General features: G+C 42.3%; 24 protein-coding genes. 15 read left to right on the forward strand and 9 right to left on the reverse strand.

Going from position 1 to position 22,949, the window contains the following annotated elements; genetic code table 11:
• Nucleotides 1-28 precede the first annotated feature (28 nt).
• Together CH367_RS12875 and CH367_RS12880 are read left to right on the forward strand one after the other, a co-directional pair.
• The gene (locus CH367_RS12875) at nt 29-1,459 is read left to right on the forward strand and encodes an aminotransferase-like domain-containing protein (RefSeq protein WP_165783288.1); all 1,431 of its coding nucleotides are present in this window, start codon (nt 29-31) and stop codon (nt 1,457-1,459) included.
• 127 nt (nt 1,460-1,586) lie between these two features.
• Entirely contained in the window at nt 1,587-2,786 is a 1,200-nt protein-coding gene (locus CH367_RS12880) for an acyltransferase family protein (RefSeq protein ID WP_125226128.1), read from the forward strand.
• Between the two features lie 146 nt (nt 2,787-2,932).
• Here CH367_RS12880 and purF read toward each other — a convergent pair whose 3' ends face one another.
• On the reverse strand, nt 2,933-4,405 hold the full coding sequence (purF, locus tag CH367_RS12885; RefSeq protein ID WP_100762907.1) for an amidophosphoribosyltransferase: 1,473 nt from the start codon (nt 4,403-4,405) through the stop codon (nt 2,933-2,935).
• Nucleotides 4,406-4,446: 41 nt separating this feature from the next.
• On the opposite strand from purF, the gene CH367_RS12890 reads away from it, so the two are divergent.
• The 12 genes from CH367_RS12890 to CH367_RS12945 all read left to right on the forward strand — a co-directional run bounded on the left by CH367_RS12890 (nt 4,447) and on the right by CH367_RS12945 (nt 15,641).
• The gene (locus tag CH367_RS12890) at nt 4,447-5,613 is read left to right on the forward strand and encodes a ribonuclease D (protein WP_100762908.1); all 1,167 of its coding nucleotides are present in this window, start codon (nt 4,447-4,449) and stop codon (nt 5,611-5,613) included.
• A gap of 33 nt (nt 5,614-5,646) precedes the next feature.
• On the forward strand, nt 5,647-6,318 hold the full coding sequence (locus CH367_RS12895) for an NUDIX hydrolase (RefSeq protein ID WP_100762909.1): 672 nt from the start codon (nt 5,647-5,649) through the stop codon (nt 6,316-6,318).
• 194 nt (nt 6,319-6,512) lie between these two features.
• Nucleotides 6,513-6,686, forward strand: a complete 174-nt coding sequence (locus CH367_RS12900) for an LIMLP_16695 family PerRB-regulated protein (protein ID WP_100762910.1) — start codon at nt 6,513-6,515, stop codon at nt 6,684-6,686.
• A complete protein-coding gene (locus tag CH367_RS12905; RefSeq protein ID WP_010572920.1) occupies nt 6,683-7,081 on the forward strand; it encodes a hypothetical protein in 399 nt (132 codons plus the stop codon). The genes CH367_RS12900 and CH367_RS12905 overlap by 4 nt, the downstream gene beginning before the upstream one ends.
• On the forward strand, nt 7,078-7,677 hold the full coding sequence (locus tag CH367_RS12910) for an RNA polymerase sigma factor (protein WP_100762911.1): 600 nt from the start codon (nt 7,078-7,080) through the stop codon (nt 7,675-7,677). Before CH367_RS12905 ends, CH367_RS12910 begins: the two co-directional genes overlap by 4 nt.
• Entirely contained in the window at nt 7,661-8,059 is a 399-nt protein-coding gene (locus tag CH367_RS12915) for a hypothetical protein (protein ID WP_100762912.1), read from the forward strand. The genes CH367_RS12910 and CH367_RS12915 overlap by 17 nt, the downstream gene beginning before the upstream one ends.
• Nucleotides 8,056-8,502 carry a hypothetical protein gene (locus CH367_RS12920; RefSeq protein ID WP_100762913.1) on the forward strand — a complete coding sequence of 149 codons (447 nt, stop codon included), beginning with the start codon at nt 8,056-8,058 and terminating at the stop codon, nt 8,500-8,502. Before CH367_RS12915 ends, CH367_RS12920 begins: the two co-directional genes overlap by 4 nt.
• Nucleotides 8,503-8,658: 156 nt before the next feature.
• Entirely contained in the window at nt 8,659-9,363 is a 705-nt protein-coding gene (locus CH367_RS12925) for a response regulator (RefSeq protein WP_100762914.1), read from the forward strand.
• Nucleotides 9,353-10,744, forward strand: a complete 1,392-nt coding sequence (locus CH367_RS12930) for a HAMP domain-containing sensor histidine kinase (RefSeq protein ID WP_100762915.1) — start codon at nt 9,353-9,355, stop codon at nt 10,742-10,744. Before CH367_RS12925 ends, CH367_RS12930 begins: the two co-directional genes overlap by 11 nt.
• A 73-nt stretch (nt 10,745-10,817) precedes the next feature.
• Nucleotides 10,818-11,969 (forward strand): bifunctional glutamate N-acetyltransferase/amino-acid acetyltransferase ArgJ, encoded by a 1,152-nt coding sequence (argJ, locus tag CH367_RS12935; RefSeq protein ID WP_100763030.1) that lies wholly within the window; start codon nt 10,818-10,820, stop codon nt 11,967-11,969.
• Complete coding sequence (locus CH367_RS12940; RefSeq protein ID WP_100762916.1) at nt 11,950-13,254, forward strand: hypothetical protein; 1,305 nt, start codon at nt 11,950-11,952, stop codon at nt 13,252-13,254. Before argJ ends, CH367_RS12940 begins: the two co-directional genes overlap by 20 nt.
• On the forward strand, nt 13,251-15,641 hold the full coding sequence (locus tag CH367_RS12945; protein ID WP_100762917.1) for a PP2C family protein-serine/threonine phosphatase: 2,391 nt from the start codon (nt 13,251-13,253) through the stop codon (nt 15,639-15,641). Before CH367_RS12940 ends, CH367_RS12945 begins: the two co-directional genes overlap by 4 nt.
• A 360-nt stretch (nt 15,642-16,001) precedes the next feature.
• On the opposite strand, the gene CH367_RS12950 is transcribed toward CH367_RS12945, so the two are convergent.
• From CH367_RS12950 to CH367_RS12960, 3 genes are read right to left on the reverse strand one after another with little or no spacing between them, the layout of a single operon-like run.
• The gene (locus CH367_RS12950) at nt 16,002-16,697 is read right to left on the reverse strand and encodes a hypothetical protein (protein WP_100762918.1); all 696 of its coding nucleotides are present in this window, start codon (nt 16,695-16,697) and stop codon (nt 16,002-16,004) included.
• A 1-nt stretch (nt 16,698) separates the two neighbouring features.
• A complete protein-coding gene (locus CH367_RS12955; protein WP_100762919.1) occupies nt 16,699-17,832 on the reverse strand; it encodes a suppressor of fused domain protein in 1,134 nt (377 codons plus the stop codon).
• A 2-nt stretch (nt 17,833-17,834) separates the two neighbouring features.
• Nucleotides 17,835-18,089, reverse strand: a complete 255-nt coding sequence (locus tag CH367_RS12960) for a hypothetical protein (RefSeq protein ID WP_100762920.1) — start codon at nt 18,087-18,089, stop codon at nt 17,835-17,837.
• 40 nt (nt 18,090-18,129) lie between these two features.
• Between CH367_RS12960 and CH367_RS20835 the strand changes: the two genes are divergently transcribed.
• Nucleotides 18,130-18,276, forward strand: a complete 147-nt coding sequence (locus CH367_RS20835; protein WP_165783280.1) for a hypothetical protein — start codon at nt 18,130-18,132, stop codon at nt 18,274-18,276.
• Nucleotides 18,277-18,500: 224 nt separating this feature from the next.
• On the opposite strand, the gene CH367_RS12965 is transcribed toward CH367_RS20835, so the two are convergent.
• From CH367_RS12965 to CH367_RS12990, 5 genes are all read right to left on the reverse strand, one after another.
• Nucleotides 18,501-18,728, reverse strand: coding sequence for a hypothetical protein (locus tag CH367_RS12965; protein ID WP_100762921.1), 228 nt, complete (start codon nt 18,726-18,728; stop codon nt 18,501-18,503).
• A 78-nt stretch (nt 18,729-18,806) separates the two neighbouring features.
• Nucleotides 18,807-19,115: a hypothetical protein gene (locus CH367_RS12975; RefSeq protein ID WP_100762922.1), complete on the reverse strand. Its 309-nt coding sequence runs from the start codon at nt 19,113-19,115 to the stop codon at nt 18,807-18,809.
• Between the two features lie 128 nt (nt 19,116-19,243).
• Entirely contained in the window at nt 19,244-20,767 is a 1,524-nt protein-coding gene (locus CH367_RS12980) for a thiolase C-terminal domain-containing protein (protein WP_100762923.1), read from the reverse strand.
• Nucleotides 20,768-20,877: 110 nt separating this feature from the next.
• Entirely contained in the window at nt 20,878-21,306 is a 429-nt protein-coding gene (locus tag CH367_RS12985; protein WP_100762924.1) for a MaoC family dehydratase, read from the reverse strand.
• A 19-nt stretch (nt 21,307-21,325) separates the two neighbouring features.
• A complete protein-coding gene (locus CH367_RS12990; RefSeq protein WP_100762925.1) occupies nt 21,326-22,948 on the reverse strand; it encodes an acyl-CoA dehydrogenase family protein in 1,623 nt (540 codons plus the stop codon).
• Nucleotide 22,949: the final 1 nt, after the last annotated feature.

The raw sequence follows: 22,949 nt of genomic DNA on the forward strand, positions 1-22,949 counted from the left end.
ATTTACTTCGATCATAACAGATACAGAAATGAACATTTTAACCAGTACAGATCAGAATTCTAAATACGAAACGATCGCCGGGACCTTAAAAGTTATGTTGGAATCTGGCGTTCTACGCGCGGGGGACAAACTTCCTTCCTTAAGAAAGATTTCTTTGGAAAAGAAGGTGAGCATTTCTACCGTATTGCAGGCTTACGAACTTTTGGAAAACGAAGGTTATATAGAATCGAAACCGAAATCGGGTTATGTCGTTCTCGCAAGAAAGGGAACTTCTAAAATTCCTACCATGCCCAAAAAACCGAAACTCGTTTCATCGTTCGGAATCGACGAACGGATTTCTTCGCTCATTGATTCATTACAAAATCCTGATATTCTTCCCTTAGGAACCGGAATCCCCGAAAAGGAATATCTTCCGATTCCATCGCTTCATAAAAATTTGAAGAAAGCGATTCTTATGGCGGACAGTCATAACTATCAAAATTCTCAGGGATATCCCGGCTTGAGAAAACAATTGTCCCTTCGTTCCTCGTTGCAGGGAGTTGCCACTCACGAATCCGAAATCATCGTGACCAACGGATGTCAGGATGCGCTCAATCTTTGCATTCAGGTTCTTACAAAACCCGGCGACTTGATCGCGGTTGAATCTCCCGTTTACTTCGGAATTTTACAAAGCGTTCAAAGACTCGGAAGAAAGCTGATCGAAATTCCGGTCAATCCGATTCATGGAATGAGTCTTTCCCATTTCGAGGAAGCTCTCAATCGTTATCCGATCCAATGTGTGATCATCAATCCGAACTTTCAAAACCCGACGGGCAGTCTTCTTTCCAACGAAAACAAAAAGATCTTAGTCGATCTTTGTGCGGGTAAAAATATTCCGATCATCGAAGACGATATTTACGGCGATCTATACTTCACGGCTTCGAGACCTCTTTCGTTGAAGTCCTTTGATAAAAAGGAAAACGTATATAAGATTTCTTCTTATTCTAAGATCATTTCACCCGATCTGAGAATCGGTTGGATCGTTCCCGGAAAAAAAGGTCCCGAACTTCAAAAAGAAATCAAACTTTCAAGACTTGCGCTTCCTAGCATTCCTCAAATCGCGTTGAGCGAATACTTAAAGACTTCTTACGAAAGAAATTTAAAAACCTTGAGAAGAAATCTTTCTTCCAATCTTGCAAAGATCCGAGAATCCGTTCTGAAACATTTTCCGGAATCGACTTACATCTCGAATCCGCAAGGTGGTCTTGTGTTTTGGATAGAACTTCCGGATAAGATCGACAGTCTTCTTTTGCAAAACGAAGCGTGGAAACACAACGTATCGATCGCACCCGGCCCGATTTTTTCGGGAACTGGAAATTTTAGAAATTTCCTAAGACTCAGCGGTGGGGTTCGATTGACTTCCAAGGTCGAGGAAAAAATCAAAACGTTAGGAAAGTTGGCGTCCAAACTCCGTGTTTAACGTATTATACCGAATCGACGGAGAATTTCAAAGAAGTTTCCAAGTTGACAGTGATACTCATAACAGTCATCAAGGTGGAGCTTTAAAAAGAATTAACGGACGTTCGATCCGAATCACAAAAACACAAATGAAGACTAAGATTCTAGATTATTTTTTCGGCGTATTTAAAAAAGATCCCAAAGAGATCGAATCATTAAACGGACTAAGAGCCTTTTCGATCTTAATCGTTCTCTTCTTCCATTTATGGGAGAACAACACGCATCGTTTTTTGGAAAACGGACTCGTTACCAAAACGACTCTGGAGTCGATCCTGAGTATGCGTCACTTTATGGATTTATTTTTTCTTTTGAGCGGGCTCCTGATCTACGCGGGTTTATTTCGCGTTTATGAAAAGTATTCCACGATCAACATCCGTGAATTTTATCTCAAAAGAATTTTAAGAATTTATCCCGCTTATTACACGGTCTTGATCATCACGTTTTTATTCTCGCTTGTGATCTACAACGAAATGAAAGTGAAAACGAATCCGAACGAAGTGGAATTGTTCGTGTTAAATCGCGCGGCCGAAGCGATCGCGAATCCTTGGTCCGATATTTTTCTTTTTTCCAATTACAACCCGAATCGTATGTTCGAATTCGGTTGGTCCCTTTCCCTCGAACAACATTTTTATATCGTTCTCCCGTTTCTTTGTTCGTTTCTGCTTTTTAAACTTCCGTTTCAAAAAAGAATTTTGGTGTTATTGGCGATCTACATTGTCCCTATATTCTTTCGGATCTACCATTTCTACAACGGACCGATCGGCGGAATTTATTACGCGACACATACTCGTTTCGACGCGCTTTTCGTGGGAATCATCGCATTCGAAATCTTCAATCAAAGATACTTCGATAAGTGGAACGGGTTACACGCGTTTCTTCTTTTTATAGGTTCTGTAGTTTTGTTTTTTATCGGAGTTCAAATCCGTAAGAACGAACTCTTGTCTCATACTCTGAGTTACAACGTGTACCACGTGGTTTTTATTCTTCTTACATTCTCGGCGATGATTCCATCGAGTCCGGTTTATAAATTTTTCGCATCGATCGTGTTCAGACCGATTTCAAGATTGAGTTATACGATTTATCTTTGGCACGGAGTTTTGGCGATTCGATTCGTTAGAAAGGAAATGGGATTGGACAGTCTTTCTTGGACTGGTTTCTTTTCGATCTACGTGATCGTTTGCCTAAAAATCTTTTTGGTTTGTTGGATTCTTTATTTGATTATCGAAAGACCGTTTCACAACATGAAAATCAAAATCGACAAGGTGCATCCGACCGGCGATAAGATTTAAAAATGTAGGAACTCATACAAAAACCGGATGAAGAGAAATCATCCGGAAATTTGTAAACGCACCCAAGAAACAGAATTTGTAGGAACTACTTCGTTTCGTCTTCCGAAGTTCGGTAAAAATCTCGACCGAATCAGTTAAGCCGTTTATCAATAAACGGCTCTTTCTTCCACCTGATATTCTTTGAATAAACTTTTCTGATTTCCGATTTCACTCTGAAACTCGACGGGATATTGAGCCGTAAAACAAGCGTTGCAGAATCCGCCGCCTTTGTGATCCAGAACCGCACGGTTCATAGATTCCACGGAGAGATACGCGATGCTATCCACTCTTAGATATTTGCGAATCTCTTCGATGGTATGTGTTGCGGCGATCAGTTCGTTGTGAGTCGGAATGTCGATTCCGTAGTAGCAAGGAGAAATGGTAGGAGGAGCGGAAACTCTGAGATGGATTTCTTTAGCGCCTGCGTTTCGAATCATCTTAATGATCTTTCGGCTCGTAGTCCCTCTCATGATGGAATCGTCGACCACGATCACTCGTTTTCCTTCGACGACGTTTCGAACCACGTTGTATTTGATCTTGGCTCCGAAGTCTCGAATCTTTTGGTCGGGTTCGATAAAGGTTCTTCCGATGTAATGCGAACGGATCAAACCGGATTGATAAGAAATTCCGGATTCTTCCGCATAACCCAAGGCCGCGATACTCGCGGAGTCGGGAACGGGAATCACAACGTCGGCTTCTACCGGCAATTCTCTGGCTAAGAATCTTCCCAAGTTCTTACGAACCTTGTAAACGGATTCGCCGAAGATATTGGAATCGGGTCTTGCAAAATAAATATATTCGAAAATACAAAGACTAGGAGTCGCTTTCGGGAACGGGTAATAAGAATTCACTCCGTTCTTATCCACGACGATCATCTCGCCCGGCTCCACGTCTCTTTCATATTTCGTATCCGTAATATCGAATGCACAAGTCTCGGAAGCGAATACGATCGCACCGTCTTCACGGCGGCCCATCACCAAAGGACGGAATCCGTTCGGATCGCGCACCGCGATCAGCTGGGATTTAGTAAGAATGACGAGCGAGTAAGCGCCCCTCACTTTTTTGAGCGCAGAAGAAAGCGCCGAGAGGAAATCGGATTCTCCCGAACGAGCCATCAAGTGAACGATTACTTCGGAATCGATCGTAGTTTGGAAGATACTTCCTTCTTTTTCGAGTTGGCTTCTGAGCTCCCAGGAATTGACCAAATTTCCGTTGTGGGCCAGGGAAACGGCCCCGAGATGGGACTCGACCCGAAGCGGTTGGGCGTTTCTTAAAAAGCTCGCTCCGGTGGTAGAATAACGATTGTGGCCGATCGCGGAATTGCCCTGAAGTTCTTTGAGCTTGGTTTCGGTAAAGATATTGGCGACCAAACCCATTCCGGCGTAGCGGTAGAGGTGCTCCCCGTCGGAGGAAACGATTCCGCTCGATTCCTGGCCCCGATGTTGCATCGAGTAAAGACCTAAATATGTGAAATTGGATGCTTCCGGAGAATTAAATATACCAAAAATCGCACATTCATCTTTTGGTTTGTCATCCTGGGCTTGTCTTCTTACTCTGGATTTATCGGGAATTCGACTCATTCTCTGCCTTCTTAAGCTTAAAATCTCAGGTCGCGTTTTTCATGCAAATAAATTCCGATTACATAGTCGTAGATACAATTCGAAGCCTACAACTCGTTCTCATTAATTTGAGCCAGGCAGACTCCATATCCATAGATACCGAGTCCTCCGGTTATTATACGTATTTTTCCAAGGTCTGTCTGATTCAAATTTCGGCTAAGGGAAAAAATTACATCATCGATCCGTTAAAGCTACAAAACTTAGATGGTCTTGGAACCCTATTTGAAGATAAAAAAATTCTAAAAATATTCCATTCCGCCATTGATGATATAAAAGCGCTCAAAAAAGACTTCGGTTTTAAATTCGTGAATATCGCCGATACCGGATTCAGTTCCCGTCTTTTGGATCACGAGCAATATTCTCTCACGTATCTCGTGGATTATTATCATAAAATTAAACTTTCGAAGAAAGAACAGAAGTCTAATTGGGAAAAGCGCCCACTTGAAAAAAGCCAGCTTCAATACGCGGCTTTGGACACGGTTTATTTAGAAACGATTTGGGAAAAGATGAAGGAAGAACTCACCAAGAGAAACCTCTACGAGGAAGCTCTTTCCGAGTTCGACAAAATCGCATCCGAAGAACCGGGCGGAGAAGGGAATTCCATTTCGATGGATAAATTCCCCGAGATTTTGGAATACAGCGCGGACGAAAGAAGATTCATCTATGACACTTTGGTTTTTCGGGACGATAAATCCAGAAAGTTGAATAAGGCTCCCTTTCGAGTATTCAATAACGAGAAAGTGGTTCTTCTCGTAAAGTCGAGAAGAGACATGGCGAAGTTAACCGAAATTCTCGGCAAAAAAGACGCGGAAACCCTGTTTCAGATTTACGCAAATCCGAGCGGGCCTCCGATTCAAAAGTCCGAACTTTTTAAAAAGCCGGGCGAGAATCTGACGAACGAAGAAGGCGAACGTTTCAAACGTTTGAGAATTTGGAGAGAGACGATCATGTCCATCAGAAGAATGAGTCATCAGATGATGCCTTCGAATAAAATGATCGCGGAGCTTGCGCAAAAAAATCCGAAGACTCTCGAAGAGTTAGGTGGAATGAATCTTTTTTCGGAATGGAAAGTGGTTCATTACGGTCCTTCGATCCTCGCGGCTTTGGAAAACGTACCTTACGAATCGAATATCAAAGGATTGATTCCGATTAATAAAAAATTCGAATAAGGATAGATTCAATATTTTGAATGCAGTTTAAGAATGAGATTTGATTTTCAATCGCTCAAAGATCGACTTGCAGTTCCTCAGGAAATTTTTACCGGAATTCCCACACCGCCGTTAGGAGAGGAAAAATCCAGAGCCTCTTCCGTAATTCTTCCCATCTACGAAAAATCGGATAACGAACAGGGAATCATTCTTCAAAAAAGGAATTCCAATTTAAAAGCACACCCCGGACAAATTTCTTTTCCAGGTGGAGCTCATTCCAAAACGGATAAGAATCTTTTGGATACTGCCTTAAGAGAATGGGAAGAGGAAATGGGAGAATCCAGTTCCGTTCTCGAAGTTTTGGGAGAATACGACGGCCTTTTTACACATACAGGATTTCATATTTCTCCGTTCATCGCGCGTTACAACGGATCCTTTTCCTTCAACACGAACCCGGAAGAAGTAGAACGTTCTATCCTACTCGATCTCAATCGACTGGAAACGGCTCCATTTTATTCGATAAAAATCCGAAGATCGGGTGCGAGAGAAATCGAAATTTATTATTTCGATCTGGAAGAAGGATTACTCTGGGGAGCCACCGGAAGAATTATCGTAAACTTTTTACGCGAATACGCTGGCTTTGAAAGAGAAGCAACCCTTGTAGAGCCGAATTTAGGAAGCCCTCCTTTTTTTGATCCGATCCGAAAATTCTCTAAAAAAAATTAAAAAGACATTTTTTTCTTCAGCTAGTTTGCCGTCTGAAAATTGTGGATAAGATTCTGTCGCTAAACATCGATCGACTGAATTTTGATTTTCTTATTTTGAAAAAATAGAACGAGAAACGAAAAGAAATTATACCGCGGATTTTTTGAGTCTGCCGATAATTATATAAGACATAATATTTTATAGGAGGTAAAGCTATGAAGATCATCAAAAACTTGTTTCAAACCGAAATGCGCAATTCATTCTTAAAAGAAAGTTTTCAAGAAGAAGAATGGTATCAATCCTTGATCAACCGTCCCGGCATCGAAGAAAGAATTCCTTACTTCAGGACCAAAGCGGAAAATAAAAAAACTACAGCCATTGTACGATGAACCCAGAAGAAAAAGCAAAATTATTAGAAACGCTGGATTTGATTCTGAAACACCTTCAGAATCAAAGCTCCAACTCCGGATCCGACTACAAAGTGGTTCTTTATTTAGTGCCCATCTTTGGAATCGTATTCGGTTGTTCTCTGTTGTTTTTCGTTTTTTACTGGTGGTACAGACAAAGAATCGAGATCATCAAAGCCGGGCTTTATAAAAAAGAAACCTTCGATCTTAGAACGTATTCCTTCTTTTTAGGTTTGATTCTTACCTTTGTCGGAATCGCACTTTCCATCGGATTCATTTCCGTACTAGGACAATCACTCGCAATGCTCGGCGGACTCGTTCCACTCGGAACCGGTTTGGGATTGCTCTGTTATTATAAATTCTCCAGATCTCGATGAGGGAAAACCTTCCCATTGTATGCAACCCGGAAGACTGGGAGTGCATTCAAAAAGTTTTACACGGCGACTTCAATTCCTTCGAACAATTGATGAACCGGTATCAGGGATTGGTTTATTCTCAGGCGATCAAAGCCTTTCGTAACGAAACCGAAGCCGAAGACTTCACCCAAGATATTTTCTTAAAGGCATTCGAAAGTTTATCCACGTTCCAAGGGCGATCCCAATTCTCCACTTGGTTGTTCGTAATCGCAAGAAACGAAATCATCCGAAGATACCGAAAGGAACACCCGGAAGTCGCCGGACTCGACGTTCTTCTTCTCGCCGAAAACGAAAAAGAAAAGAAATCGGAAATCTCCTCCGAACAGGAAACAAAACTCTTAAAACAGGAAAGTTACGAGAAGATTCGAAAGCTCGTAGAAAGTCTGCCGGAACTCTATCGAAAGCCGATCGCTCTCCACTATTTTGAGAATATGTCCTATAAAGAAATTTCTAAAAAATTAAACTTGAAAATGAACACTTTGAAGAGTTATATTTTCAGGGGTAAGGAAATCATGAGAGATTGGTTAAACAAGGAAGAGAATGAAAAACAAGAATGATTCCCCTTCCCATTCCGCGGCGATCGATTCAGTTCCTGCCGAACTCGAGGAAAAACTTCACTTTTTCGAAGAGGAAACGCTGAATCCGCGGGAAAACACGCCCGTTCCTCCCGATTTAAAACGAAGAGTGATGTTGCACATCGTTCCGGTTCGACACATTAAGATTATCTTATCCGGTTTGTTTCTTTTGGGATTTTCTCCTTTGTCCGTTTTATTCTTTTTAGATCTGGATTTTTTGATCGAGACCGGGATTCTTCCCTTTATTTTAGTCACGAGTAGCATTCTCTTTTGTGTTTTCGCTATTTTAGCGGGAATCTACCTTGTCCATTATAGAAACCCTTACACTAAAGAATGGAAAAATAAATTAGGTTTTTTTGAATGAATTCGAATATTTTTAAAACTTCTCTCCTTTCCCTTTTGATTCTTTTTACTTTGACGTCGACAAACAGCGTGTTTGCGGATAAGAATTCTTCCTCGACCGATTCCGGTTCAAAACCCGCGATGAGCGCGAAGGATTATCTAAACGCGGACTTGGATAAGATATTCCCGGTCATCCAAAAGATGAAAAAGGAAGAAGCGTCGATCCTAATCACTCAAATTAGGGAAGAATCCAAGAAAGAATGGCCTAACGCGGACAAATTTTATTTTTTAATTTCTCATTTGGAAAGTATCAAGGCGATCGAAGAAGAACACGAAAGATTAAAAAGTTTGAATGAAGTTTACCTCATCGGGGCTTTGTTACTTTCAGGTTTCTTAATCTTTTCCATTTTCCGTCAACGCGTTCTGATTCGTAAGATCAATTCGCAATTGGGCGATAAAGAATAACGTTTGTTTTCTCTCTGTCATTTTGTTTGAGAAGGGAGAATCGAATTTCTGTAGTTTGTAATTTTTTCGTATTCTAATTGTAACGAATTTCTGGAATATTATGGATTATAAACTTTGTCCGGTCGAAATATAAACCCGGAAAGATGAATAGGACTCATGAAAAACCAATCAGGGAACCCAGGGCAAAAAGTCCTCGTCGTTGACGATGAAGAAGACATAGCCGAGCTGATCCGATTCCACCTCGAAGAAAACGGCTACCAAGTCGACACTTGCCAAAACGGATTGGAAGTACTTCCGAAACTCGAAAAGAATACTCCGGACCTCGTCATTTTAGATCTTATGCTTCCGGGAATCGGCGGTATGGATCTTTGCAAGAAAATCAAGGAAAAGTATTCCATGCCGATCATTATGGTCACCGCCAAATCCGGGGAGACCGAAGCCGTTCTCGGACTCGAACTCGGCGCGGACGATTATGTTCGTAAACCTTTCAGCACAAGAGAATTGATCGCGAGAGTTCGTTCCGTTTTAAGAAGAACGAAAGAAGGCGAAGAAGAGGAACAATTCGAGGGAAACATCACCATCGGAAACATCTTTCTCAACTTGAAAGCGCATAAAGCATTTATAAGCAACTCCGAAGTCGATTTAACGTTGATCGAATATAAAATCCTGAATCTTTTCATGACCAACCCCGGCGTGGCGTTTACTCGGGACAAGTTATTGGATCGGGTTTGGGGAAAAGATATTTACGTTACCGACAGAGCTGTCGACGTAAATATTAAGAGATTGCGCGATAAACTCGGAGATGAAAAGGAAAGACTCGAGACTATACGCGGAATCGGCTATAGATTCAATGAGGCGTAGCTTATTTTCAAAACTTCTTCTTAGCAACTGGTTACTCTTGCTAGTTCTCCTCGTGGCCGCAGGTGCGGTTCTTTTTGTGGAGAAGTTCGTTCATTCCGATTTCAAAATTCTTCTGTTTTCGTTTTACGTTCTTTTTGCGATGTTCGGGACGTTCTATATGTCCTATTCGATCGCAAAAAGAGTGGCCGAACCCCTCGATCGAATCGAAAAAAAAACGAGCGACATCAACGCGGGTGACTTCGGTTCCGAACTCGCGTTATCCGATATTCGAGAACTCGCCGACCTCGCCTCTTCGATCAACTTAATGTCCGCAAGACTTAAGAACCAATTCGTGGATCTCACGATCGAAAAGGAAAAGTTTGATTCGGTTTTACAGAACTTAAAGGAAGGAGTTTTTGCGATCAATCCCGAAAATTCCTCCATTCTTTTTCAGAACAAAAGTATTCCGGGTTCTTTGATAGAACCGAACTCAAGATCGAGAAAGGTCGCCGACGCGACGAGAGATCCGAGACTTTTGGAATTTGTATCGAGCCATCTCAAAGGTTCCGGCGATTCCAAAATGGAATTGGATCTCGGGCATAATTTTTACACGATCAAGATGTATCCGTTGAAGACGAACGGCAAAACGTTGATGTATATCGGGGTAATTCGAAACATCACCGAAGAAAAACAATCTCATATCATCCGAGAACAATTCGTTCAAAACGCATCTCACGAACTCAAAACTCCGATCACATCGATTAAGGGATACACCGAAACGTTACTCGATCGTCTTCGTCTTTCTCCCGAAAGTCATGAAAAAAGATTCTTGGACGCGATCTCGAGAAACACGGATCGTATGGTCCGTATCGTCGAAGACATGCTAACGATCACTCGAATCGAAAACCAAACCAAGATTTCGGGCGATGAAGAATTCTCCCTCAAATCTCTTGTGGAGAATTTAAGTTACACCGTGGAAGGAGTCGTGTCTTCCAAGGGTCAAAAATTCGCCGTGGAGATGCCGGAACCTTTGATGATCGCGGCCGACTGGGTTCTTTTGGAACATATGCTTCTGAACTTGATCTCGAACGCTTCGTCTTATTCTCCCGAAGGAAAAACAATCACCCTGAAAATTCTTCCGGTAAAAACGGATCAGGTTCAGTTCCAAGTGATCGATCAGGGAATCGGAATTCAAGACGAGGACAAGAGCAGAATTTTTGAAAGATTTTTCCGGGTTGATAAGAACCGTTCTCGCAAAGAAGGCGGAACCGGTTTGGGACTTTCCATCGTAAAACATATCGTGCGTCTGCATCACGGTTCCGTAAAGGTTTACGACAATCCCGAAGGCGGAACCATTTTCGCAGTGACCATTCCCATCCGTTATCAACCCGAAGCGTCCTGAATTCTTCTTTTCGGCTGAGATAATTTTCCAAACATAGATCCAATCGACTCGAGAAAGGATCAACTTCATGGACATGCCTAAAGGCTTTTCATCTTTCGGAATCAACATCGGTATCAAAGACGACACAAAAGACTTCGGAGTCATTTATTCCGAAGTTCCCTGCAAAGCGACCGCGGTATTCACCAAAAACAATTATCCAGGCGCACCCGTGATCGTCGGAAAGGAACACGTCCAATCTGGAGTTCTACAAGCCGTCGTAATCAACTCCAAAAACTCGAATGTCGCAACCGGTGAAAAAGGAATTCAAAACTCAAAAGAGATCTGTAAGGCCATCGGAGAATCGTTAGGCATCTCCGAGACGTTAGTTCTTCCCTCGTCGACCGGAGTGATCGGCGTTCCTTTGAAGATGGAAGTCATTCTTCCGGCTTGTAAAAAAGCGAAATCGCTTTTGAAACCCGGAAACTTGGAAGAAGTCGCAGAAGCGATCATGACCACGGACACGAGAAAGAAAATTTCTTTCCGAAAAATTAAAACGAAATCGGGAGAAGGTACGATTTACGGGATCGCAAAAGGCGCAGGGATGATCGAACCGAATATGGCGACGATGCTTTGTTATATTCTTTCGGACGTTTCTCTTCCGGAAGGAACGGATCTTTATTCCGTTTTAAAAACTTCGGTCGATCAGAGTTTCAACTGTTTGACGATCGATTCCGATACTTCCACTTCGGACACGGTCGCGTTGTTATGCAACGGACTCGCCGGAGAAAGTTCCGTAGAAGATTTTTCAAAAGCTCTTACGGAAATCAGCGTCGATCTTACCAAACTCATCGCGATCGACGGCGAAGGCGCGACTAAACTGATCGAACTTACGATCACAAATGCGAAAAACGAAACTCAGGCAAGAAAGATAGGCAAGTCGATTCTCAATTCTCCTCTTGTAAAAACCGCGATCTACGGCGGAGATCCGAACTGGGGACGATTGGTGATGGCGGTCGGCAAGGTTTTCGACGAACCGATTCCGTTCGAAGGTCTTCAGATTTTTTTCGGGAGCCTTCCGGTTAAGGAAGCGAATCCCGAAACCTTGAAAAAGCTTTCCGAATATCTAAAAAATAATACTGAAATTTCCTTAAATGTAGTATTGAATGTTGGGACCGTTTCCATGAAATTTTGGGGTTGCGATTTTACGGAAAAATATATCGAAGAGAATGCTTACTACACTACCTGAAAACGAGGATACCCAACCCGGTTTTAAAGAATCGTTCCGTTCGCTTGTAACGGATTACTATCTTATCTCCGGGATCATCAATCTGTTCGCAAAGGGAATTTCGATTCTCATTGCGCTGGGTCTTTATTTTTTCGTTCTCACCGTAATTCCGACTGCGATCGAATACTACATGGAAGTAAGTCTTCTTTCCACTTTGATCTTCGCGGTGTTCATTCTTTTTCCTCTTCAGGAAAAACTCAGCGGTAAACTCAAGTCCATTCTAATTTCTGAATATTTAAGCGACGATCCGCGTTCCTCGAGATTGGCGTATCGAAAGTTCGATCACGAAGGTTTAATCAGAAACGTTTTTCCCGATTTAGTTCGTTTGACCGAAAGTAATTACGGAAAACTCGCGCTTCTCAACAACGACCTAAGAACGTTCGAACTCTACACATACGCGAAGAAAAAACAAAGAAAGGTGATCATACACGACGGGATCAACCCGGACGCAAAACTTTTAGAATACATTCTGAATAAAAAGAACGGAGCGATGATCGGAGAACCGGATCAGAACCACGAGATCAACGAGGACTTCGTAAGTCTCAGAGCGAATTTCATATTGCCCTTCGTATATCGAGAAACCTTGTTCGGTTTTCTCGCGGTCTCCAACATCCCGAAAGATTCCGTAAGACAGGACTTGAGTTTTCTATCCGGCAAATGCGGAATCGCAGTTCACAACCATATTCTTTCCTCGCAGGTTGCGGAGAATAAAAAGTATAGAAAGGAATTGGAAACCGCAGGAAAGATCCGCAAGTTTCTCGAAGCGGCCGAACCTCCGATGATCGGAAACATCCGCATCGAAGTTCTTTCCAGAGAACCGGGTGAACTCGTCGAATTTCTCAACTCGGACGGAGAAGAAACCTACTTCGTCATTCTTAAACTGGGAGTTACGAACCAGATTTCAGTATTAGTTCTTTGTTATATATTGGGAATTTTATATTCCGCGAGAACGTCCAGGTCCGTTCAGAGTTTGAATTACGTAAAAAATCTCGTGGAATCCTATCTTAAGGAAATTTCATGGAACGAAGACTACGATCTTCTGGTCGGAGTCATTCGAAGAACGGAGAATACGATATCTCTCAAAACTTCCGGAAAAAACTTCAAGGTCCACCGCAACTCTAACTTCGGTAAAAATCTTCTTTCTACGGGTTGGGAAGTGGAAGAGAACATCGAAAACGATCCGTTGATTCTTACTTGGAAAAGCAGGCCGATGATTTCCATTCATGATCTGAGGTTTCCTTCGTGAGAAACATACTTTTATTATTCATCTCGCTGATTCTTCTCAGCATCGCTTTACTTGTCGGAGTTTTACAATCTTCGTCGGAAACGTTGCGACCTCCATTCTATTATTATCCGAACGGAACGATCATCCAAAGTAACGAAGAGTTTCCGGGCATTCTCGGTAAAAAAGTGGATCTTTTGGAATTGGAAATCGCGGTAAAGATGGCGGAGTCCGGACAATCTTACGAAAACGGAATACACGTTTACGACAAGGGAGTCAGCGAAACCATTCCTGTGATTCTTGCGCCCAAATCCGATTACGCCGTCATTCAGGATTTCACAAGAGACATTCTGATTTCGCTTTTGTATCTTTCGGTCGCGATTTGGTTTTTCTTTTACACAAGAGATCTTTATATGCTCTTGCTGTTCGGATCCTTATCGTGTCTTAGCTTGTTCAACTTTTTCCTAGTCGGCTTTCACGAGTTTCACTTCCTATTTTTCTTTTTTCTCTATTTTACGGCATTCGTAATCTTGAATATTTCATTCCGTCTTCGAGGAAAGGAACTTCCAACGCGCTGGTTCGCACCGGAGATCATCTTTTCTTTGATCGCGGGTTTTGTGGGTAAATCTCAGAAAGCGGATCCGCATATTTTCGGAATCATCGCGACCAACGGAGTTTACTTTATTCTTTTTTGCTCCGTGATTTGTATCTTCTTTCTAGTTTTGGATTCGATACGGAATCTTTTTCCTCTTCAGAGTTTATTCAAGAAGTTCAGTTTGATCGTCGCCTTCAGCGCGATTTCGATTCTTCCTTTCGTTTCCGTGGAATTTTCGGAACTGATCTCCCCCGATCTTTCCAAACTTTTGATCTTGTCCGCATTTTTGATTTTTCCGGCGCTGATCATCTACGGAACGTTTACGTATTCGATCGTTCCGGTTCAGATCGCGTTCAGTTCTTCCCTTACTTCGATTTATCTGATTCTGATCTTGGCGGGCGGTTATCTTTTTCTGCTCGGAGCGTTTTTTAAATTCAATCCGATCGCCGCGGATAAGTATTTAGAGGAATTCAACATTCTCTTTTTATGTTCGAGCGTTTATACGGTGAGTTCGATCAACAGACGTCTTTCCAATCTTGTGGATACGTGGAGTTTTAAACGGAATCAAAAATTACATTCCGCTTTGGAGGAGATATCGGCGATGATCAGCGCTCCGATTTCGATGAGAGCTACGATCAACAGCTTGATGAGAAAGGTTTCCGAAGCGTTGGACATCACTAAAATTCTCGTTTTGATTCCTGCGGATAAGTTTCCGAGAACCGATCTGAAAAATATCAACTTTATCAGAATCTCCTCCAATTCCGAGATCTGGCAACATTTTGCGGCCAATACGGAGGTGATCGTTACCACACACCTCGCGTACGGACTCGGAATCCGCGAATCGGTCTATAAATTTTTGCATAACTCGGGAGTGCAACTAACGTATCCGATCTTCAATTATTCCAAGGGAAAAGAGGTTTTGGGCGTGTTTCTCGTGGGGGAAAAGAACAACAGAAAGAACTTCAACCTCGGAGAACTTCACTTTTTGAAGGAATGCACCCGAATGGCTTCGATGTTGTTGCAGAATTACGCGTTATTAGCGGAGGAAGTGGAGAAAAAAAGAATCGTACGCGATCTCAATATGGCTTCGATCATCGATAAAACTCTTCACGTTGCGGAAGGAGAACCGATCAAAGGAATTAAAATAGAATTCTTTTCGATTCCCGCAGTCGGAATCTCCGGAGACTACTTAGATCTTCAAAAATTAAATTCAAATACGATGTTGTTGGCTTTAGGAGACGTTTCCGGTCACGGATTGGGAACCGGATACCTAGTAAGTGCGATCAGAGGCATCATACAGAATCAAATTCGAAAAAAATCGGACTTATCCACGATCTTTAGAGTGATCAACTCGTTTCTTATCGAGAGATATAGAGGAAGCGAGTTCATGACTTTCATCTGCGGAGAATATAATTCTCAGGAAGAAACGTTTAAATACATCAACGCGGGTCATTCTTCTCCGATTTGTATTCGAAAAAACGGAAAAATAGAATTAAGAACCGAAACTCAAAGAGTTTTAGGCGTGTTACCTACCGAGTATAAACACTTAACGATACCGATTTATCCGGGTGATAAGTTGATATTATTCACCGATGGAGTCACTGAAACGTTCAATGATAACGAAGAAATCTTCGGTGATGAGAATTTTTTAAATCTTTTGAAGAACAATCACCAATTAAATCCGCAAGATCTAACGGATCTTGTACTAAAAACGATTCAAGACTATCGTGGAAAGAAAGATCCTAGTGATGATATATCATTTATCTGTCTTGAAGTGAACGAGAAGACTAACGATTTAAAAAGAAATCAGTCTTAGAAATAAATTTTAAAAAAAAATGTAAAAATTTATTAAAACACTTTACATTTTTATCTTGATCCATTAATTATGTCCCTAATCACGGCGTTAAGCTCTGAAAAAAATTCAGAACTTAATGTTAGTAACACGGAGGAAGAGTCAATGGTTGCAAAAAAGAAAGCAGCAAAGAAGGCAGCTAAGAAAAAAGTTGCTAAGAAAAAAGCAGCTAAAAAGAAAGTTGCGAAGAAGAAATAACTTTTCTCGCAATACACTTTCATTCTAAGAAGGGATGAAACTTTAAAACCCGCTTTTCGAAGCGGGTTTTTTCTTTTAAGGACACTCTTTCAATCGTTTTGAATCGCTCATCGATCGTAATTCGCGTTAAATTCCTAAAAATCCGGTAAGAAAACCCATCTCATCCTTCATCTCAGGCAAAATATCGCCGTAAGTCTTGATCTGTTTGGATTCTCCGTCCGAATTGATCTCGTAAAGACGATATTCTTGGTTTGTAGCGGATGATTTTTCCAACTTAAAGAAGCGAGTCGCCTTCTTAGAGAAACGATTGTATAAGGTGAATTTATGATAATAGAAGCCGTCTTTGTTCGTGTTGATCGGATAAGGAATAAAATATTCCGCGCCGATGAGCAATGAATCCGACTTCACGATCACCATTCTTGTCCAAGTGGCGAGATTGATCGGATAATTCTCGTCTATAAAGGATTTCTTGTACTTACTTTCCCATATAGAAAGAACTTTCTTACGAATTTCATTCGCTTGTTTGTGTCTCTGAAGTCCGTTTAAAGAAATTTCAAGCAGTGATAAGAGAGGAATCGTCTCATTTTTACCACTACGAGCGATTTCAAGTTGAACCATCTTCTTGGAAGAATGAAAGTCCTGATTGTATATCTCTTGCCAGATCTTTTCCTGAGCTTGTGCGCTCAATGGATCCGTACTTTCCGATAACAAGGATAACGGAAGTGTAATCCACAACGTTGCAGTGCAGATCAACGCCAATAAAAAGGCGGAATGGTCCGCATAACGTCTGATGGATCTTGTTATTTCTTCTAAAAGAATCATTTTAGATCAGAGTTTGTCTTTCCGCGTCGTGATACCAAGGATATTGTCTTTCGTTCCAGATTTGAAAGAAAGAATCGATCCCGCCTTTTTGAGCGTATTCTTTTTCCTCTTCCGAAGTCGGTAATAAGGTTAAGAATTTAACTTGTTTTCCGTTTTCGGAAACAAGTCCCGATAGATCCGGCGCATCGGATAAGGAAGTAAAACTTTCCATATCTCTGAAAAGAACGGAAGTAAAGTTCAAATACAATGCTTCCGGATCTTTGCGCGACATCGTAATCGTATGTCCGTGACCGAACCACTTCGCCATGTTCCATGGAAAACGAATCAATTCTCCGATTAAATGCGGAACCCAAGACTCCGATCTTTCCAATCCTTCCGAACCGATTTTAACCGCGAGAATCAATTCGATTCTCGAGTGATCCTCGTAGTCCTTATGAAAAAGTTCAACAGTAGGCATGTTCTGAGCGCTCATTCCGATTGTGGAATAGATTAAGATTCCCGGATATTTGTCGGATTGAAAACGTGCGATCCCTAGCTGAGGATATTTTCCTCCGTCTGCGGACCAATATTTATCATGTTTTCCGAATTTAGATTCTAAGAATGAAAGACGTTTCTCTTGAATTTCTTTCCAAGCGCCTTGTTTGGATCGAGCTTCCCAAAAATCGCGTGAAACACGCACTCGATCGGGAATAATTCCGTATTCCGAGTTTCCAAGAGGATATGCGGTGATCGATTCCACTTTTGCATGAAGAGAATAACCGTGAAACCCTTTGATACCGGACCAAGGAGGAAGAAACGCGATCAAATTCTCCTTATAAAAAAGAGCCACTCCGTCCCCTTCTTCGGTCCAGATAAAATAAAGATCCTTTTCCTCCAAAGGCGGATGAGGTTTTGTTTCGTTCACTTCGGAACGAACTAAAACGGGCGCGAGTCCGTTGGAAAGATCTTCGGCGCTTCTTTTTTCCGGAGCTTCTATACGATTACAAACCCATACGGACTTGATTCCGAATTCCGGATTTTGTTCTCCCTGAAGATAAAGATAAACGGATCTTCCGTCGTCTTCTAAATATCCCGTAAAGGTTCCGTACGGGTTCGCTTCTTGATAAATTACTTTCGGTTCGGTTGAATGAGTCATTGTCATTGAATGGGAATTTCCACGATTCTCTGTTTGAATTTTTCGAGAAGGAATCGAATCGCTTCTGCGGTTCTATGTTCGTTTAATATTTCAGGATAATAAAAAGAAGCGTTGAGAAGACCCGTAAGTTCGATCTCGTTCCAAATCTGAAAAGAATCCAATACCAACGTAACTTCGTCCGAGATCGGTTCCCGGTTTTTTTTACATCGAATGAAAGTTTCGACTGCGCGAGTGGGAGTCATCGGTTTTTTATACATGCTTTCCTCGGTCTTTAGACAAGGTTCCAGCGGAATGAGAATGTTTCAACTCTCTAAAGAAAGGAACGAATACGAGGAAACGGAAAAAGGAGGGTGGAAAAATAAAAAAACCGGGAGCGATACGGCTTTCCCGGTTTCAATGGGCTCGAAAATTAACGGTGAACGTATTGTTTCAGAGCGCGAATAGGAATTCTTTCCCGGGAAACCCTGGTTTTGTACTGCTCAAACAGAATTAAGAATAGTAGTGTTATCAGAAATAAGTTTTCCATACATACAGTTGACTATAAATCCCACGAAAAATCGATTCATTTTGGAAATTTTTTTCCAAAGTTTTCGAGAATCGTTTCGGTCATTTTGGAAAAAAATTGACTGAATTTAAAACGGATGTTTTGAAAGAGGACGAAACCGATATCAATCCTTTAGAATACTCTTTGCGGCGGCCTTAATTGAATTCTTAAGTTTCGTTCTGCTTCCCGCGCTGAGCTTTGTCATGATCTCGATCGTTTTTACGAATTCTTCCGCCGCAAGATCCACCATATCCGCAAGACGGATATCGTTTTTTTTAACGGAAGAATTTACGGGCTTTGTATTTTTTTTCGGAGCCGCTTTCTGGACTTTGGTCTTTTTCTTTTGGACCATGTTTGAATTCCCCTAGGAAAAGAATGCTGAAGACGGATTCTAACTTCGGTTCGGTTCGAATCCAGCAGAAAGTGATTCTTATTCTAAAAATATTCCCATCACTCGATAACAGTCCATTTTGTTTTCCGAGATTTCGAAAACGGATCCATCGGGTCCGACTTCCTGCAATTTAATCGTATCCGGAAAACCGGTTTTAGAGACAGAATCAGAAACTACGAAGAAGGTGGAATATTTTCTAAGATTGAGACAATTTTCGACCCTTCTTCCGTGAAGGAACATCGTTCCTTCCTGTTCGTTGGAAGTATCGGAATCCGGGATCAAAATCAAATCGGAACCGTTAAAAATCCGAACCTGACCCGTTTGAACGTTCTCAGCCTTTATGTGCATATCGATCCATTCCCTAGAGAATTTCTCTCATCTTAGAATCCACAAGAGCCCTTCATTACTTTGACTCGGATAAAACTTCGAACTCTTGGAAAATGTACTGACTTATGATCGTGGAAATTTCTTTCAGTTCAAGATAAAATTCCTTTCAAAAAACCGTTTTCATTTACGATTTTTAATTTCGAACGATCGATTTGCAGGGCCTGATCGGTTTTTAGAAGTTCTCCCTTGGAATCGAACACGTTTACCATCACATATCTTCCCGGTTTCATTTTTACGAGCGCCAAAGAATAAGGAGCCCTCGTAAAAGAACCCGGATTCATGTTTACGGTCGTGGAAGAATAAACGGTTCCGATTTCGTTTTCCTTTGCCCCGTTGTTGTTTAGAAAAAGACGTCTCGGCTTTACCTTCTTCGGTTTTAACTTGGAAGGTGTGGAAGAAAAGATCGCGACCGAATTGATGCTATCCACTCCGCCGTTTCCACCCACCAAGGATTTTCCGGGACGAGTGACTTGCACGTTCGGAACCGGACGAGAATACAATCCGTAATGCGCGGCGACGTCGATCAAACCCGTGGCCGCGGACATGGACATAGCCGCTTGGTAATTTAAAATTCCGCCCATTTCGTTTATGGAAATCGTTTTACCGTTTTTGAATGTTAATTTTCCGTTTTTTAAACTTTCGGCCGCTTCCTTTTTGGACATTCCGAAATATTCGGCGGATTGTAGAATCACCATTCCCGTAAAACAATCGTAGATCCATGCGTAATCGATGTCTTCTCTTGCGATTCCCGAAGAAGCGAATGCAATATCGCCCGCTCTTCCAGCCGGTGTCGCAAAGTCACCCTTGAGCATAAAGTATTCCGCATGTGCCGCGTGACCCGCTCCGATCAGATACATAGGATCGATTTCTTTTTTGATCTTTCCTTGCGATTGCAATTTTTTAGCCTTCTTCTCGGACATAAGAAGAGTGGCAAAGCCGTGATCGGTTACGATTGCGATCATAGGGGCCGGGTAAGGATCGGCGATCGTTCTTGAAAGTTGTTTTTCCGTGATCTCTTGTTGATAAACGCTCGCTCTTGGATTTACGATCGCGTTCGCTCTGAATTTTTTCGTGATCGTCTCCAGATCCTTTTGTGTGATTTCGTTTTCGAACATCATTCTTTTCATCAAAAGTCCGTACATCGCGATCAGAGTCGCTCCGTAGTTGAGTTCGTAAACGGGATGACAAACGGTTTCGTTCAAACGTTTCATATCGGATACTTGTTTGAACGCGGACTTCGGTATGTCGGCCGCGGCGATCAACACTACCGCTTCCGGATCGGACTGAAGAATGGTTCTCGCTTGTCCCAAGGCTCCAGTCACACTCGCTCCGCCTAGGTCCACAAGATGAGAACGAAAGCCGGTATATCCGAGCTCGTTCGCGATCCGAACGCTATGTCCGTATCCGCTTTTACCCAAGGACGCAGGTTCTATGCTCACAAAATCAGTGATGATGTCCTTGAGAGTTTCCGGTTTCATTTCCAGAAAACCGAGTAGATCCGATATTGATTTTTTATAATGTTCTAATACTTTTCTTTCTCCGGACCATTCTTTGTATTCTTCGCCAAAGTCGGAAGCGACGGAGTCGCTTATTCCCAGTAAAACAGGATTCATGAATCTTCCTTATGATTTTGAATTTTTTGAAATCGATTTCTAAGTTTATAAACTTCGTTTGCGCATACGCGGATCGACGTCGATACGAACGTTCTTATTTTTTTAAAGAATCAATTGGAACTCGGAGGAAGAACCTTACATTCTCCCTTTCCGATCGTATCCCCTTTTTGATTGGTCCAGAGAATTTTCATCTCCACCATCTTCATCTTGGGAACCTTATTCTTCACTTCGACCGTACAAGTCACCGTATCTCCGGGATAAACGGGTTTCCGAAACTTAGTCACCGTTTCCAATGCGACGGTGCCGAGTCCCGGAAGTTTCATCCCAAGAACGGGAGCGAGCAAGGAAGCCGCAAGACCTCCGTGTGCGATCCGAGTTCCGAACATCGTGGTTTTTGCATATTCTTCGTCGACGTGAAGCGGATTAAAATCTCCGCTGATTCCCGCGAAAAGATAGATATCCGTTTCCGTAATCGTTTTTGAAAAACTCGCCTTATCTCCGATTTCTATTTCTTCGTAGGATTTCCCTTTTTGATACATTCGAATTTTCTCCGTTCTGTTAAGCCGACACCGCGTTGCCTAAGATTCCTTCTTTCAGGAATTCTATACAACTTTCTATTTCTTTTTCAGGCGCGTTTAAGCTTCCGAACGCACGAAGAAGTTCGTTTACACCATTCTCATCCAATTCTTTGAGATATGCAATTCCTCGAATATACCGAGCGGTAAGATAATATGCGAGAATGTTGAGATCCCTTTCCTTATCGGAGGTTTTGTAGTGATTGCTGTCCGCAATCAAATCCCAAACACTGAGTTTTAAAATCGTTGTGGTCGTCAAAAGATCCGCGAAACCGAACTCAAGGGCCTGTCTTTTTTTTCGTTCCGGATTTTCTCCAACCGATTTAACCAAAGAATCCAAACAACGAACTAGATCTCCGATCGCGGTTCCTTTGATTTTTTGTTCGGTTGCGTTTCGAACTTCGTCGGACGCCGCGCTTTCGATGATGTTTTTAAATTTATCGTATCCGCCGTAACTTGCGGAGATGATACTTCTTTGAACTTCGGAAGTCCCTCCTCCGATCGTTCCCAACTTTACGTCTCGGAATAAACGACTTACATGAACTTCTCTCATGTAACCCATTCCTCCGTGAATCTGAACCGCATCGGACGCGATCTCTTCGCTCACTTCGGACGCGAAAAGTTTTAGAATGGAGCTTTCCATAGGAAGACTTACATCGGGTTCGTTGTCTTTTTTACGGGCAACGAAGTATAACGTTCTTCTAGAAGCGCAGAGATAAGTCCAAACCCTCGCAATTTTTTCCTTCATCGCAAAAAAGGAAAGAATGGGTTTTCCGAATTGTTGTCTTTGCCACGCGTATTGAATACAACTTTCGACCGCGTTTTCCATTCCGCCCATCAAAGCCGCGAGAAGAACGGTTCTTTCCCATTCCAAGGTCGCTTTACCGATTCTTAAAAAGCCCGAGTTCAAAGGTCCTAAAAGATTTTCATCGGGTATAAACATATCCTCGAACGAAAGTTCCGCCGTTGTCGATGTGTTGTGCCCTAACTTTTTTAAAACCTTGGAAACACGAAAACCTTTACGATGAGATTCTACGATAAACGCGGAAACACCCATCGGCCCGCGGGACTTCGTAGTGCGAGCCATGATGATGAAAATTTGGCCGATCGGTCCGTTCGTGATGAACATCTTACTTCCGTTGAGAATAAAACCGCCTTCGGTTTTTTCGGCGTAGGTTCTCATACCGGCGGCGTCGGAACCCGAATCGGGTTCGGTCAAACCAAGACCGGCGATCCATTCTCCCGAAGCAAGCTTAGGCAAATATTTATTTTTTTGCGCTTCGGTTCCTTGAAACAAAATCGGAAGAGTTCCGATGATCATGTGCGCGCCCCAGGAAAGTCCGAAACCGGAGTCCAACGAACCCGAGTTAAACGCTTCCTGTGCAAGACAACATTGAAAACAAGAACCGCCTTGTCCTCCGTATTGTTCGGGAAGAGGGATTCCTAAAAGCCCCATGGAACCCATTTCTTTCCAGAGTTCGTCGTCCCAAGTGCAATCCTCGTCCCTTTGTTCCACGGAAGGAAGCGCCTTTTCTTTTGCGAAATCCTTTACCGTGTTGTAAAAATCCTTGTCTTCGCTTTCCAAATATGGGTTTAAAAACAACATA

This window comes from Leptospira barantonii, from assembly GCF_002811925.1.
Taxonomy (GTDB): domain Bacteria; phylum Spirochaetota; class Leptospiria; order Leptospirales; family Leptospiraceae; genus Leptospira; species Leptospira barantonii.